Origin of the sequence: Sediminicola luteus (assembly GCF_002514735.1) — a bacterium.
Lineage (GTDB): Bacteria > Bacteroidota > Bacteroidia > Flavobacteriales > Flavobacteriaceae > HQA918.
The window spans coordinates 149,865-166,036 of the sequence record NZ_NBWU01000005.1; the positions used below are offsets into that span (position 1 = coordinate 149,865).

The 16,172-nt window shown below is 44.2% G+C and carries 8 protein-coding genes; 7 read left to right on the forward strand and 1 reads right to left on the reverse strand.

The annotated features are described in order from the left end of the window. Positions 1 to 3: 3 nt before the first annotated feature. The 6 genes from B7P33_RS15915 (at position 4) to acs (ending at position 11,883) form a co-directional block, all read left to right on the forward strand. A complete protein-coding gene (locus B7P33_RS15915) occupies positions 4 to 513 on the forward strand; it encodes a gamma carbonic anhydrase family protein (RefSeq protein WP_097443220.1) in 510 nt (169 codons plus the stop codon). A gap of 234 nt (positions 514 to 747) precedes the next feature. Further along, positions 748 to 1,632, forward strand: coding sequence for an ACP S-malonyltransferase (fabD, locus tag B7P33_RS15920; RefSeq protein WP_097443221.1), 885 nt, complete (start codon positions 748 to 750; stop codon positions 1,630 to 1,632). A 136-nt stretch (positions 1,633 to 1,768) separates the two neighbouring features. Next, positions 1,769 to 6,850: an Ig-like domain-containing protein gene (locus tag B7P33_RS15925; protein ID WP_172435974.1), complete on the forward strand. Its 5,082-nt coding sequence runs from the start codon at positions 1,769 to 1,771 to the stop codon at positions 6,848 to 6,850. A gap of 8 nt (positions 6,851 to 6,858) precedes the next feature. Next, a complete protein-coding gene (locus B7P33_RS15930) occupies positions 6,859 to 7,830 on the forward strand; it encodes a PorP/SprF family type IX secretion system membrane protein (RefSeq protein ID WP_097443547.1) in 972 nt (323 codons plus the stop codon). Positions 7,831 to 7,844: 14 nt separating this feature from the next. Further along, positions 7,845 to 9,773, forward strand: coding sequence for an OmpA family protein (locus B7P33_RS15935; protein WP_097443223.1), 1,929 nt, complete (start codon positions 7,845 to 7,847; stop codon positions 9,771 to 9,773). Positions 9,774 to 9,975: 202 nt separating this feature from the next. Beyond that, a complete protein-coding gene (gene acs / locus B7P33_RS15940) occupies positions 9,976 to 11,883 on the forward strand; it encodes an acetate--CoA ligase (RefSeq protein ID WP_097443224.1) in 1,908 nt (635 codons plus the stop codon). Positions 11,884 to 12,137: 254 nt separating this feature from the next. Here the strand turns inward: acs and B7P33_RS15945 are convergent, their stop codons facing one another. Next, positions 12,138 to 13,385, reverse strand: a complete 1,248-nt coding sequence (locus B7P33_RS15945; RefSeq protein WP_097443225.1) for an NRAMP family divalent metal transporter — start codon at positions 13,383 to 13,385, stop codon at positions 12,138 to 12,140. Between the two features lie 464 nt (positions 13,386 to 13,849). Here B7P33_RS15945 and B7P33_RS15950 point away from each other — a divergent pair, with 464 nt between their 5' ends. After that, complete coding sequence (locus B7P33_RS15950) at positions 13,850 to 16,162, forward strand: GumC family protein (RefSeq protein WP_097443226.1); 2,313 nt, start codon at positions 13,850 to 13,852, stop codon at positions 16,160 to 16,162. Positions 16,163 to 16,172 lie beyond the last annotated feature (10 nt).

The following is a 16,172-nucleotide window of genomic DNA, read 5'->3' on the forward strand; positions in this document are numbered from 1 at the left end:
TTGATGATAATTAAAGAAGTTCAGGGTAAAAAGCCCAAAATGGGTAAAGACTGTTTTATTGCCGAAAACGCCACCATCGTTGGGGAAGTCGAAATGGGAGACCAATGCAGTGTATGGTTCAATGCGGTAGTTCGTGGCGACGTGCACTATATTAAAATGGGGGATAAGGTAAATGTGCAAGATGGGGCCGTGGTGCATTGTACCTATAAAAAATCGCCAACGACTATTGGTAATAATGTATCGATAGCCCATAATGCCATAGTGCATGGTTGTACCATACACGATAATGTATTGGTGGGTATGGGCAGTATCGTCATGGACGATTGTGTAGTGGAAAGTAACAGTATAATTGCCGCCGGGGCCGTACTGACCAAAGGTACCCATGTTCCGGCAGGAACTGTTTTTGCCGGAATGCCAGCCAAAAAAATCAAGGATATTAGCCCAGATCTTACCCAAGGTGAGGTAGAACGCATAGCCAATAATTATGTAAAGTATGCCTCTTGGTACGAATAAGGAATTGATCCCGAATACTGTTGAACAAAGAATGGGATTCCGTACATTTGACCCATAGTATACTCTTTCTGTTTTGAAATCCGAGAAAAATCAAGGCAGCTATTTTTGTTCCTGTTTAGGCAAATTTTCTCGGCATAGCCTAAGCTACGGCGATAAAATTTAACAACGACAGGGGCAAAAAGAGCAAGTGGCGTTTTCGGGTTTGAAAATGGAAGGAGTATTAAATAGCAACACATGAAAGCATATATATTTCCAGGTCAAGGGGCCCAGTTTGAAGGTATGGGTCTTGATTTGTATGAAAAATTCCCATTGGCCCAAGAACTTTTCGAAGAAGCCAATGAAATCCTTGGTTTTTCCATTACCGATATCATGTTCGAAGGATCGGCCGAGGAGTTAAAGCAGACCAAAGTTACACAGCCGGCCATTTTCTTACATTCGGTTATTTTGGGCAAGGCCATGGGCGATGCTTTTAAACCGGATATGGTGGCAGGGCATTCCCTAGGGGAATTTTCGGCATTAGTGGCTAATGGTACGCTAGATTTTAAAGATGGCTTGTCTTTGGTTTCGCAGCGGGCACAGGCCATGCAAAAAGCCTGTGAATTGCAACCTAGTACCATGGCTGCTGTATTGGGTCTGGAGGATAAAGTAGTGGAAGATCTTTGCGCCCAAACCGATGGTGTGGTGGTGGCTGCCAACTATAATTGCCCGGGACAATTAGTGATATCTGGTGAGGTGCCTGCCGTAGAGGCCGCCTGTGAAAAGATGAAGGAAGCCGGTGCCAAAAGGGCCCTGGTCTTACCTGTGGGAGGTGCGTTCCATTCCCCATTAATGGAGCCGGCGCGGGAACAATTGGCCGCGGCCATAGAAACTACCCAATTCCATACACCAAATTGCCCTATATATCAAAATGTAACGGCTAGTGCGGTTACCGATGCGGCTTCTATCAAACAGAATTTGATAACTCAATTAACGGCTCCAGTACGGTGGACCCAAAGCATGCAGCAAATGATCGTCGATGGTGCTACCGAGTTCATTGAAGTAGGACCGGGCAAGGTATTGCAAGGTCTTATGCGAAAGATAGACCGTAGTGTTGTAGCGGCTTCTGGTACAGTGGACTAAGGATGGGTATGTAGTTCATCCTAAAAAAGATGCGTTAGGCTGTTAATAGTTTGATGCATCTTTTTTTTTCCTATTATTGGGCTCCCAAATGCCCCCGACCTACCTTTTGGATTGCTTGGCATTTCAGGACTATGAAATGAAAATTATGGTAATCAATACTACAGTCGTCAGATTCGATTATATAGCCAACCTTAAATACCTAGGTTGTTTTTTACTCTTCTTTTTGGGATTGACCGGTGTTTTTGGGCAAACCCTGACAATTTCAGATCCTTCGGCAAATGAAGATGATGGGCCTGTAACGGTTAATGTTACCTTGGATCAAATTGTACCCGGAGGATTTGAAGTAGAGATAATTACTACTGATGGCACAGCGACAACTGCTAATAATGATTACAACAGTATTGCATTAAACGGTCCTAGTTCAGTGACACTGAATTTTGTTGGGAATTTGAATGAGGTTCAGTCTTTTCAGGTTGAGCCTATTAGTGATGTGGTAATTGAGCCGGATGAAACTTTTACGGTAAGTGTTGGAGATATTTCCGTTGTTGGGATAGATACTACTGATACAGGAGTAATTACTATTCAGAACGATGATAGTTGTCAAGGTGGTACTTCTGCACCAACCATTAATGGCGATCCAACAGTTTTTTGTGATGTGATTAGTAAAGACCTTGACGATTATGTTACGGGTACTGATCCTGTAGGTAGCATCCTTACTTGGAGTACTAACAATGACCCACTGGTTACCGGGGCCCACTTGGGGAACAGTACGGTTACCGCCACGGGAACCTATTATGGCTTTTATTGGGATGCAACCAATAGTTGTGCGAGTCCGACGGTGGACGTGACCTTGACGCAAAACAATACGCCAAGTGCTGGGGTGGCTTCTAACACAACGGCATGTAATGCGGGAGGAACGCCTACAAGCATAGATTTGGATGATCGATTGGATGGTAGTCAAGATGTCGGGGTTTGGAGTGTAACGACAGATCCGTCTGGGTCAATGACCATTGGGGTTGGAAACGTTCAGGATTTTTCTGGTTTGGCCGCTGGCGATTATGTTTTTACCTATACAACCACCGGAGCTGTAGCTCCTTGTACCAATGCAACATCGCAAGTAACCATAACTGTTTCTGATTGTTCGCCCCCTTGTAATGCGGGTAGTTCGGCACCAACCATAAATGGGGATCCAACGGTATTTTGTGATGCATTCAATAAAAATCTAGATGATTATGTTACCAGCGCGACCCCTGGAGGGAGTTTTCTGGCCTGGAGTACGAATCCAGATCCATTGGTTACCTTGGACCATACATCGAATACAGTATCCCTACCTGGTACATATTATGGTTTTTATTATGATGCCGTAAATACTTGTGCTAGCCCTACCGTTACCATAACATTAATTCAAAACAATACGCCAAGCGCTGGAGTGGCAACCAATACTACGGCTTGTAATGCTGGAGGAACACCCACAAGTATAGATTTGGATAATCAATTGGATGGAAGCCAAGATGCCGGTGTTTGGAGTGTTACGACAGATCCTTCCGGAACCATGACCATTGGAGTTGGGAACCTTCAAGATTTTTCGGGATTGGCCGCCGGTGATTATGTGTTTACCTATACTACATCCGGAGCGTTAGCACCCTGTACTAGTGCCACTTCTCAAGTTACAGTAACGGTTTCTGATTGTACTCCTCCATGTAACGCGGGTAATACTGCGCCAGTGGTTAATGGAGATTCAACGGTATTTTGTGATGCCATCAATAAAAACTTAGATGACTATGTAACTAGTCCAACTCCTGGTGGTAGTTCTCTTACCTGGAGTACTAATCCGGATCCTTTAATTACTTTAGATCATACGGCCAATACGGTCACTTTGGCCGGAACTTATTATGGTTTCTATTATGATGCCGTAAACACATGTGCGAGTCCGACCGTAACCGTTATTCTTACTCAAAATACAACGCCCACAGTAGATACAACAACACCCGGTTCGGTTTGTGGATCGGGCACGGTACAATTGGAGGCCACCGCCTCTAGTGGTACGGCAAGTTTGACCTGGTTCGACCAGGCCGTGGGAGGTTCTTCCGTTGGCACGGGGAGTCCATTTACGACGCCATCAATTAATACTACGACAACCTATTACGTTGAGGCCTCCGAAGGAGGTTGTACCTCTGCGCGTACTGCTGTTGTGGCCACGGTAAATACTGTTCCCACGGTAAATACAACGACACCTGGATCGGTTTGTGGATCGGGTACGGTTCAATTGGAGGCCACAGCCTCTAGTGGTACGGCAAGCTTGACCTGGTTCGACCAGGCCGTAGGAGGTTCTTCCGTTGGCACGGGAAATACCTTAACGACGCCATCTTTAAATGCGACTACTACCTATTATGTCGAAGTATCCGAAAACGGATGTACATCTGGGCGTACAGCTGTTGTTGCTACCGTTTATGCCATACCGACCATAACCGGATTTACAACGAATTCAATTTGTGGCTCTGGTTCTATAACAATTTCGGCCACCACCTCCAGTGGTGGGGCAACGATTCAATGGTTTGATGCCCTAACGGGTGGCACCCAATTGGGTGTTGGAGCCAACTATACCACCCCGGTTATTAATACGACTACGACCTATTTTGTCCAAGCCACGGAAAATGGTTGTACCACTTCAAATAGAACGGCCGTAAATGTCATAGTTAATGAGGTGCCAACCGTAGATAGCACTACCCCTGATTCCGTTTGTGGTTCAGGAGTTGCCACCTTACAAGCAACCGCTTCTTTTGGCGCCACACTAAATTGGTATGACCAAGCTGTTGGTGGGGTAAGTTTAGGTTCAGGAACCTCTTTTGACACGCCGAACTTGACCACTACCACTACTTTTTATGTAGAAGCTTTAAGAAATAGTTGCGAATCTGTGCGAATTCCTGTGTTGGCTACAGTTGTGCCTTTGCCTGAAATCGATGATACCAACGCCTCCGACCAATGTGGCCCGGGTACCGTTCAGCTTCAGGCTACAAGTTCCAGTGGGTCTGGCAATTTTATGTGGTATGCCCAAGCAGTAGGGGGTACGGCCATTGCTACGGGCTCTACTTTCGATACCCCACAATTAAATGCCACGACTACGTATTGGGTTGAGGTGGAAGAGAATGGATGTGTGTCTTCTAGAGTTGCCGTAGATGCGGTTATTACCGATCCACCTAATGCCGGGGCTGCCAATAATACGGTGGCTTGTAGTATTCCGGCCAACGGAACTTCCGTAATAGATTTAGACGGGCAGCTTACTGGGGCCGATGCAGGAACATGGACTGTTGGTTCAGGGCCTGGGGCCGTAACCATCAACGCCCAAAATGAGGTTGATTTTAATGGCGCGACCTCCGGAGATTATATTTTTAGATATACCGTTAGTGGTTCAGGGCCTTGTCCGGATGATTTTGTTGAGGTAACCGTAACCGTTACCGATTGTATCGGGCCTTGTGATTTATTGCAGCCCCCTACTTTAGATGCAACAGAACCGACTCTTTTCTGTGATACCTTTACCAAGGATTTGAATGATTATATTACGAGTACCGCCCCAGCCAATACCGAATTGGTGTGGAGTGTTAATGATGATCCATTAGTTACCGATGCCCATCTTGAGAATACCGTAGTCACTATTCCACGGAATTATTACGCTTTTTATTATAATGAAACCGAAGGATGTGCCGGGCCTGTTTTAGAACTGGAAATCGTTCAGATTACCTCACCCGAAATAGTAACTACCACCGGAGATACCCGTTGTGGTACTGGCGATGTGGTGTTAACGGCCAGCTCCAATAGGGGGAGTATCAATTGGTATAGTAGTGAGACCGGTGGAACCTCCTTGTTTACAGGGCCTGAGTTTACCGCTTTTAATATCACGGAAACCACGGTTTTCTATGTAGAGGCTAATGTAGATAATTGTACCTCGGAGCGTGTTCCTGTAACCGCTACCGTTTTAATTGCACCCACTGCAGGTACGCCATCTAATGGGCAAGCTTGTAGTACGGCTGAACTAGGGAACAATACGGTAGATTTAGACGATTTGTTGGCAGGTGCCGATACGGGCACTTGGGCAGTTACCACCGACCCTTCCGGCAGTATGGTCATTGGTGCCGATAATATTCAAGATTTTACCGATTTACCTTCGGGAGACTATGTATTCACATTCACCACCAATACCGCAGTAGCCCCTTGTACCGATAGCTCAGAATCTGTAACGGTTACCGTTACCGACTGTTTGGTAGATTCCGATAGCGATGGACTCTTTGATCATATAGAGGCCAATTTAGGAACCGACCCTAACAATAACGATTCCGATGCCGATGGTATTCTCGATGGTATTGAAGTAGGGGATGATACCAATAATCCCTTAGATAGCGATGAAGATGGTATTATCGATGCCTTGGACAGCAATATTGCCGATAGTGATAATGATGATGTAGTAGATCAAGAAGACCCCGCCAACGATAACCCTTGTTTGCCCAATCCGCGTCATCCGAATTGTCCACAAGAACCAATCGATTTAGAGGTATTAAAAGAAGTGGATGAAGTAAGACCGCTTGTTGGGGCCGAAGTGGTATTTACCGTTACGGTTACCAATTTAGAAACGGAAACCACAGTAGAAACCATAACGCTACGTGACCCTATTTCAACGGCCCAAGGTTTCGAATTTATTGAAGCCACCGAATCTACGGGGGTTTATGATCCCGTATCGGGCGATTGGTTAATAGATGCCCTGGCCGCTGGCGAAAATGCCACCTTGACCGTAAGGGTTCGGATTTTGGAATCGGGCACCTATATAAACCGGGTCGAATGGATAGATAGTTTCCCCTTGGATGAGACTACAGCTAATAATGTAGCAGAAGTTATCTTGGATGTGAGAAGACGGACCGAAGCCGTATGCGGCGCCCTATTTAATCAGTTTAGCCCGGATGGAAACGGTGTTAACGACTTTTTGGTCGTGAATTGTATAGAGAATTTCCCCAATAACTCCCTGACCATTTTTGATCGTTACGGAAACGAGGTATTTGCGGCCCAAGGCTATGACAATAGCTGGGACGGTACCGGTGATAACGGTGAATTACCCAAGGGAACTTACTTTTATATTTTGGATTTAGGCGAGCCGTTAAATACCGATGGCCCCAATGGCACGACCATCGTCGGAGGGTTGTCTAAAGGTTGGATCCAAATTATCAGATAATGCACGCTATGGATAATAGAATAAACCAATATACATTGAAAAGCTGTTTCTTTCTGCTTCTGGCCATGGGACTTGTATGGCAGGTACAAGCCCAAAAAGAGCCACAGTATACCCAGTATATGTACAATATCGGGAGTTTTAACCCAGCTTATGTAGGCACGGTTGAAACCCCTGAGATCATTGGGCTCTATAGGGCACAATGGATAGACATAGAAGGTGCTCCCCGTACCATACGTGTCGGGGCCAATTTACCCATGAAAAATGAAAAACATGGCTTGGGTATCAATATCGTTAACGATCAATTGGGACCGTCGACACAAACCTTTATCGATGCCTCCTATTCCTTTCAAATCAAACTGGACGAAGCCGTAAAACTCTCTTTCGGAATAGATGCCGGGGGCTCTATGCTCAATGTCGATTATTCCAAAGGACTGTTCGAAGTCTCTGGTGAGGTGGAGAACGTCAATAAATTCTACCCTACCGTAGGAGCCGGTACTTTTTTATATAGCGATAAATGGTATGTCGGGATTTCGGCACCGAATTTCTTGACCAACGGGCTTTATGACGAGGAGGTGGCCAAGGTAATCGAAGAGAAGATTCAACTGAATTTTATAGCAGGATACGTATTCGACCTCTCGGAAAACTTGGAATTTAAACCGGCGGCTTTGCTCAACACACTATCCGGTGCGCCTTTAAACTTGAACCTTTCGGCCAATTTTAGGTATGCCCGGCAATTTACCCTTGGGGTTGGCTATCATGTAGATAATGCCATAAGTGGTTTAGCTGGTTTTCAATTGGCGCCTTCCACCTTTGTGGGTTATGCCTATGATTATAATACCAATAACCTGGCCGATTACAATAACGGCTCTCACGAAATCATCCTGAAATTCTATCTCGGTAAAAAAGGATCGAGCACCAAGAAAAAAGGAGGCAAGGATAAGAATAAGATAAAACAAATCGATACACCCCGATTCTTTTGATTAATTTAAGCCATATGCGACTACCAAAAATATCGTTACTTATCTGTTTAGTGGGGACCATGGCCTTCGCCCAAGAATCGAAAGCCGATAAACTGTTTTTTGGCTATAATTATGCAGAGGCCATTGCCGAGTATAAAAAAGAAGCCCAGAAGAATGCCTTGACACACGGGCAACAGTTAAATTTGGCCGATGCCTATTTTAAGACAAAAAACTATCCGAAAGCCCTAGAAGGTTATATTGAGGTTAACAAGGTGGATAGTATCATGACCGACCTGCACTTCAATAGAATGTTCAGGGCCATGCAGAAAACAGGTAATACCGAGCGTATTGCTGCCTTTATCGCTACGCGACCTAGTTTCTCTAAAAGCGAGTGGATCGAGAATTACGATTTTAACCGCGAGCTAATGACGGCCGAGGGACAGACCGAACTGGATTATAAATTGTTCAATCTGGATAATAATTCGCCTAATACCGATTTTTCCCCAACCTTTTACGAAGATAAATTGCTATTCTCCAGCGGTAGGCCTCAAGAGAAACGCGAGCAATATGGGCCGGCACAAGAGGCGTATTTAGATGTCTTTGTGGCCAAGGTGGGTGCTAACGGAAATATGCTGGGTGCCCAACCGTTTACAGGATTGGCGCAAACCGCCCACCATAGGTCTACCCCATTCTATTGTAATGAGACCCAAGAATTTTTCTACATACTATCTAATGAAGAAGAAGGGGAGTTGCTCTTTGACGATAACGGTAAAAATGCCTTGGCCATAGGTAAAACCGGTGCCGATGGCGATTTTCAATTCCTTTTACGCGATTTAAGTACATCTTTTTATTATCCGTATTTCGATGCGGAAAAAGGTAACCTATATTTTGCCGCCAATTTTGAGGGCATGGGCTATGGTGGAACCGATATCTATTATGTACGGGTAAATGAAGGACGTATTATGACGGCACCACGTAATTTGGGGCCACGTATTAATTCACCTGGTAATGAGATCGCACCTTATTTGTTTGAAGGTAGTTTGTACTTCGCTTCCGATATATTCTATGGTTATGGGGGTATGGATATTTACAAATCCAATATACAGGAAAATGAAACCTATAGTACCCCGATTAATTTAGGAAAGGGTATCAATTCGGAAGAAGACGATTTTGGTTTCATTATCAAAAATTTCGGGGAACAGAGTCTTTTGGGGTATTTGGCCTCTAACCGTAAAGGGGGAAAGGGAAAAGATGATATCTATGGTTTTAAGGTAGATGAAAAGCCAGGTATAAAAACCCTTTTGGTGCAAGGTAATGTCAATCGTGAAAAAGATCAGAGTGGTATTGAGAAGGCCCATATCAAAATTTTTGATGTGAAAGGCAACCTGCTACGCGAAACCTATACCCAGGCCAATGGAACTTTTCATATGGAAATGCCTTGGCAAGATGTCGTTGAGATCAGTGTAGGTAAGCAGGGTTTTTCGAACCAAAAAGGCTATTTTGAAAAGAAAGATTTCGGGAAACAGAACAACCTTTTGTTCCAGCCTACTTTGACAGCCATAGAAGATATGGTACATAAGAAGGAAAAACAGACCGTGGTTAAGATGGATCCCTTTTTCTTTAATCGAGGTTCTTCTAGTCTAACCCCCGAGATTACGACCCAATTGGACAAGGCCGTAAAAGTAGCCAAGTTGTTTCCGGAGGTACAATTGCGTATCGAAACCCATACCGATAGTAGGGGAGGCAGCAGTAGTAATCACCGTGTTTCGCAAAGTAGGGCCAATGCCATAAAGGCCTATATGATCAAAAATGGGGTGCCGGCTTCTAATATATTGTACGCCATTGGGTATGGTGAGGACAAATTATTGAATAATTGTTCTAACGGGGTGTATTGTATAGAAATGATGCACCAGAAGAACGACCGCTCCCTAGTGGTAATCTTGAACTACGATTTGCTGTATTGATAAAATCGTAATTTCTCCGGGCATTTATTAGTTAGTTTATCGAATCGGACTTCCGGTTGGTAAGGGTTCTGTTGATATTGGTCGAATCCATTGCCGGATTCTTGGCTTTCCCTTATATTTAATCCTTCGGGGAATTAGCAAATACTGTTAGGCCGGATTTGGTGGCTAGGCCTGCCCCTCCAAAACTAAACGATCAAAAACTATGAGTAATTATCACATTAAGCATCTGGAGGAATATTATCAAGTGTATCGGAAATCGGTACGGAATCCGGAAGCCTTTTGGGAAGAAATAGCCGAAGAACATTTTGTTTGGCGAAAGAAATGGGACAAAGTATTGGAATGGGATTTTTCCAAGCCTGAGGTAAGTTGGTTTAAAAATGCCAAATTGAACATTACCGAGAACTGCCTAGATCGCCATTTGCCCACCCGTCGCGATAAGACCGCTATATTATTCGAACCGAACGACCCTAAAGAGGGAGCGCAGCATATTACCTATGGTCAATTACACGAAAGGGTTTGTAAAATGGCCAATGTTTTGATAGAAAAAGGGGTGAGAAAAGGCGATCGGGTCTGTATATACCTGCCCATGATACCCGAGTTGGCCATTTCTGTTTTGGCTTGTGCCCGCATTGGGGCCATTCACTCGGTGGTGTTTGCCGGTTTTTCATCTACAGCACTGTCTACCCGTATTAATGACTCTGATTGTAAAATGGTCATTACCTCCGACGGTTCGTATCGGGGCAATAAAACTATCGACCTTAAAGGTATTGTAGATGCGGCATTGGAAGATTGCCCAGGAGCGAATACCGTATTGGTAGCCAAAAGAATCCACTCGGATATATCCATGCAAGAGGGTCGTGATTTTTGGTTGGCCCCACTTTTGGAGAATGCCTATGGCGACCGAAATGCCGAGATTATGGATGCCGAAGACCCTTTGTTTATCTTGTATACCTCGGGTTCTACGGGTAAACCCAAGGGTATGGTACATACTTGTGGGGGCTATATGGTGTATACGGCCTATACCTTTAAAAACGTATTTCAGTATCGCGAAGAAGATGTGTATTGGTGTACTGCCGATATCGGTTGGATAACCGGACATTCGTATATCGTTTACGGTCCGTTGGCCAATGGCGCTACTACGGTAATGTTCGAGGGTGTGCCTTCGTATCCGGATTATGGTCGTTTCTGGGAAATCGTTGAAAAACATAAGATAAACCAATTCTATACGGCCCCGACCGCCATTCGAGCTTTGGCCAAAGAGAATTTGGATTATGTAGAAAAATATGACCTATCGTCTTTAAAGGTGCTAGGGTCTGTGGGAGAGCCTATTAATGAGGAAGCTTGGCACTGGTATAATAACAATATTGGTAAAAAACATAGTCCGATCGTAGATACTTGGTGGCAGACCGAGACCGGGGGCATTATGATTACACCTATACCCTATGTAACTCCGACTACCCCAACCTATGCCACTTTGCCTTTTATTGGTATACAACCTGCCTTAATGGACGAAAACGGACAAGAAATTGAAGGCAACCAAGTCGAAGGTAGGTTGTGTGTGAAATTCCCATGGCCTTCTATGGCACGTACCATTTGGGGCAACCATGAACGTTATAGGGACACCTATTTCTCGGCCTATGACAATAAATACTTTACCGGCGACGGAGCCATGCGCGATGCCGTGGGTTACTATCGAATAACAGGTAGGGTAGACGATGTGATTATTGTATCTGGACATAATCTGGGTACGGCCCCAATTGAAGATTCGATCAATGAACACCCAGCCGTTGCCGAATCGGCCATTGTTGGTTTCCCACACGATGTTAAGGGGAATGCCTTGTATGGCTATGTGATCTTAAAGGAAACCGGCGAAAGTAGGGATCGCGATAATTTGAGAAAAGAGATCAACCAGCAGATAACCGAACAGATCGGCCCAATCGCTAAATTGGACAAGATCCAATTCGTGCCCGGTTTGCCCAAAACCCGTTCGGGTAAGATTATGCGTCGTATTTTGAGAAAGATAGCTTCTAAAGACACTTCGAACCTTGGCGATGTAAGTACGCTACTGAATCCGGAGGTGGTCGAAAAGATTATGGACGAGGCTTTGTAGTCGTCTAATTAACTATGGCATGGTATTGTCACACTGAGCGCAGTCGAAGTGGTTTTAAACGATGGGTTTAAGATGCTTCGACTGCGTTTTTTATTGGAACGAAGTTTAATTTGTGGCAACCCCTGCGTTAGGGGGCGTATAGAAAAGCCCACAGCCCGGAAGCATGTAGGGCGCGGACTTGTATGGGAGCACCCGACCGCGACCTTATACCATTTCAAAATTGAAATGGTATTGGGCGGGGTAACGCCCAAAACTCAAAACAAAATAATATAGCCGTAATAGGCGGCGAAAAGGGTTAGGACCACAATACCGATATAGCTTAAAATATGGAGCCAAGTACCGGGCCGGGCCGTTGCGGGAATATGGTCTTGGTTCACCACTTTTAAGTTCATGTAGCCAAGCAAGGGGGCCATAACAAAAGATACAAAGGTGGCTATGCCCACCAGTATTCCCATATTGGCACCAAAACCAAGAATGACCAAGAAGTTCACCAAGGCTAATAGCAATACCATTACCGTAAAACCTTTGGAGCTGCGCCATTTTAATTTTGGGGCCAACAGACTTACAACATCGGTATTTACCCGGGCAAGGGCATCGTGGGCGGTCATACAGGTACTGAACATGGTAGCGAAGGCGGCTATGGCGATTATGGGGTAGCTCCATGCTCCGATATGGGTCGTGAACAACGATACCAATTGATCGGCAAATGCGATTCCGTTCCCGCTAATTTCGGTGCCACTACCGTATAAGGTTAGCCAGCCGATAAGTAGAAAGAACAGGGCCAAAAGGGCGGTTAGGGCGTAGCCAAAGCCAAATTCGGTAAGGGCTTCGGACAGTGAGGGTTTGCGGGGGAGTAGTTTTTGTTTTTCCAGTCCCCAGAAACTCATCCAGGTACTGGCCTCTACGGCCGTTGGCATCCACCCGACCAAACCGATGATGAACAAAATACCGGCCCCATCGAAAAATGGTTGTGGGTTAAAATCGGGACTTGGGGAGATACTCCCTTTTACGACCACGGCTACGGTGGTTACCAATAAGGCTAAAAAAAGTAGGCTAACCACCCATTTTAAAGCGTTTTCGAGAAATTTATAACGCCCGATGATCAAAAGGGCCGAGATTAAGACGAAAAGTACCAAAGCCACGGTGGCCATAGAATAGCTAACCCCAAGAAGATTGATCAATAAGCCGGCCGTAACGGTGTATAAGGCGGCCAACATGGTCAGGGAAGAAACCAAATTGATCAGGGCATAGAACCAAAGGTACCAACGGCCCTTTTCGGCATAGCCTTCAATAAGGGTTTTATCGGTAAGATTGGTATAGCGCACCCCGAATTCAAAAAAAGGATATTTGAGTACATTGGCCAAAACGATCGGAATGGCCATAAGCCAACCGTATTGGGCACCGGCCTTGGTAGAAAGTACCAAATGCGAGGTGCCAATGGCCATAGAGGCAAACAATAGCCCAGGGCCTAGGTAGCGTAATAGGTATTTTAGGTTTGGCATGGTTAAAGTATTGCTGGGTGTAAAATAGGGAAAAACTATGGGAAATTTGAGTCGGGTCGTATTCTGAACCGTGTATAACCGGCGCCATGTTTGGAAATATCCTAGTTAGGTCGGTATTCGAAAAATGCCAGGTAGGTTCAATACGTATAGGGGGTTCTTGGGATTTTGCAATGCTGCCATGATTTTTTATAAATGCGTAGGTCCTTGGTCTTTTGGGTGTAAGTATCATAAAGTGTGACCGTTATATTGTGGTCGGTTTTATGACTTGGCCGTGTCACGGCAAAAGCATGAAGGATTTTCCATCAGCGGATGCAATACTTTGACAGTATTAACAGTTATGTATAAAAACAAACGCACGATCTGAGGCCAGCCCATGGCATAGACCTCCAACTAGCCCAGACTAGTTTTCCTAACATATAATCAACCAAAACTTCAGGTGCTTTGGTGCCCTGGCCAATTATTGTATGATCTCTTCCGGTTCCCCCCTGAAGCATGACGATGAAATGGAGATCGACCTTCAGGAATTATTGGGTTTTGTACTGTCCCAATGGAAAAAAATGGTACTTGGTGGTCTTATTGGGGCCTTGTTGGCCTTTGGGTACTTAAAAACGGTTAATCCAAAATTTAGGGTTGAAACATCGGTACTGTTAAAGAGTGTAACGAATAGTATTCCAGATGAACTTTCGGTTTTTGATGATTTAGGTATGGTTTCAGGGTCGGCTAGTACCTTGGAAGATGAGATACAGTTATTTCGATCCCGCCCCTTAATAAAGCAGATGGTTGAAAAACATAACCTGCATATCCGTTATTATTCAAAAAATAGCTTTAAAAACACAGAGCTCTTTTTAGATAAACCATTTAAATTGGAATGGTTAAGTCCCATTAATGATTCTTATACCTTTGATTTTGCCTTACTAGATTCGGAAAACTTTAGTTTATCGATTAATGGTTCCGAGGAAATGCCTCTGCACTTTAATAAGGAAATTGGCTATGAGAATGTTCGTTTTCGAATTATTCCATTATTGGATATAAACGCCTTAAAGGGGCAATCTTATCAGATTTATTGTACTCCTATCTCCAAAACGGTCAATCAGATTATTAACAACTTACAGATAAATCCACTTAGTGATAAAACCCACGGACTTACACTGACTATGGAAGTGGAGCAAGCAGAGAGGGGACAATTGATATTGGAGGAATTGGTTGCTACCTACAATAAACTGGAGCAAGATGATAAAAATTTAATATCTGAAAATACGGCGGCATTCATTGATAGCCGACTAAAGGGAATTACCAAAGAATTAGTAATGGTTGAAGGTCATCTGGAATCATTTAAGACCCAACGGGTGTTGACCGATTTAGATATGGAATCGGGGCTTTATCTGCGGGATAATGCGCAATCGAGGCAAGAAATTAACACCTTGAGCACCCAATTGGAGTTGGCCCTTTTGATGAAAAAATCCGTTCTCGAGGGTGGTATTCAGCTGTTGCCGACCAATATTGGTTTGGATCATAGTGGGGTTAAGGAAACCATAGATAATTTCAATCAATTGATTTTAGAAAAAAACCAATTGCTGGAAAGTGCCTCGGAGAACCATCCTACCATTTTAACTATGAATGAACGTTTGACCGAGTTGCAAAAAGGAATAGCGATTAGTCTCGAAGGTTATATAGGGCAAATCGGTCAGCAAATTAAAGGGGCGGGTTCTTTTCAAGGGCAAACTTCAACGGCCTTGAGGGCTATGCCCAAAAAAGAAAGGGAATATCGTAGTATACAGCGTCAGCAGCATGTAAAAGAAAGTCTGTATTTGTATTTATTAAAGAAAAGGGAGGAAATAGCCATTTCATTAGCTTCGGTGGCCCCAAACGCCAAATTAATAAATAACCCCCATGTTCATGAGTCTCCCGTTTTTCCGAAGTATCATTTGATTTTGGCCGCTGGTACCGGTTTGGGGTCGGTTATTCCTTTGGTAATTAGTTTTTTACTGTTTTTTTTAAATGGAAAAATCAGCAATGGTCAAGAATTAGAAGCTATGGTCGGCATACCGGTATTGGCCGATATAGCGAAGCATAAATCCAAAGTGAAGTACCTTTTTGGGGATGATGATTTTAGTAGTACGGCCGAATCGTTCCGTCTTTTGGATGCCAACCTCGATTTTATGTTGGATACCCATCCGGATGACACTTGCCGTACCGTTTTGGTGACCAGTTCCATTAGTGGGGAAGGTAAGTCTTTTGTGGCTTTGAATTACGCCCGTAGTTTGGCGTTGGCCGGAAAAAAAGTGTTGTTATTGGATACCGATGTCCGCGCTTCGAAACTGATGGGGTATTTAGGGGTAGACCATGAATTCGGGCTCTCGGATTATTTAAGATACCCGCATATTTCTGTTTCCGACATTGTTTTCAAAGCAGAAGGTATACCTAAGCTCGATGTTATCGGTGCGGGTCAATTGTTAAAATCGGTATCTGATTTTATGACGAACAGAAAACTTCGAGAATTAATAGAGCAACTCCAGTTAGATTATGATTACTTGATCATTGACACCCCGCCTGTGGCTACCCTTTCCGATACGTTACGTTTAAAAGACTACGCGGATATATGTTTGTATGTGGTCCGTGCGAATTATGTAGACAAGAAACTTCTTCATTTTCCAAAGAAACTATTTCAAGAAAATCGTTTTCGTCATTTTGCATTGATTATGAACGATGTAGATTATACCAAAACCGACTATTACAAATATGGGTATCTGTATACTGAAAAAGGGGAGGTGGGGTAGGAATTAAGTA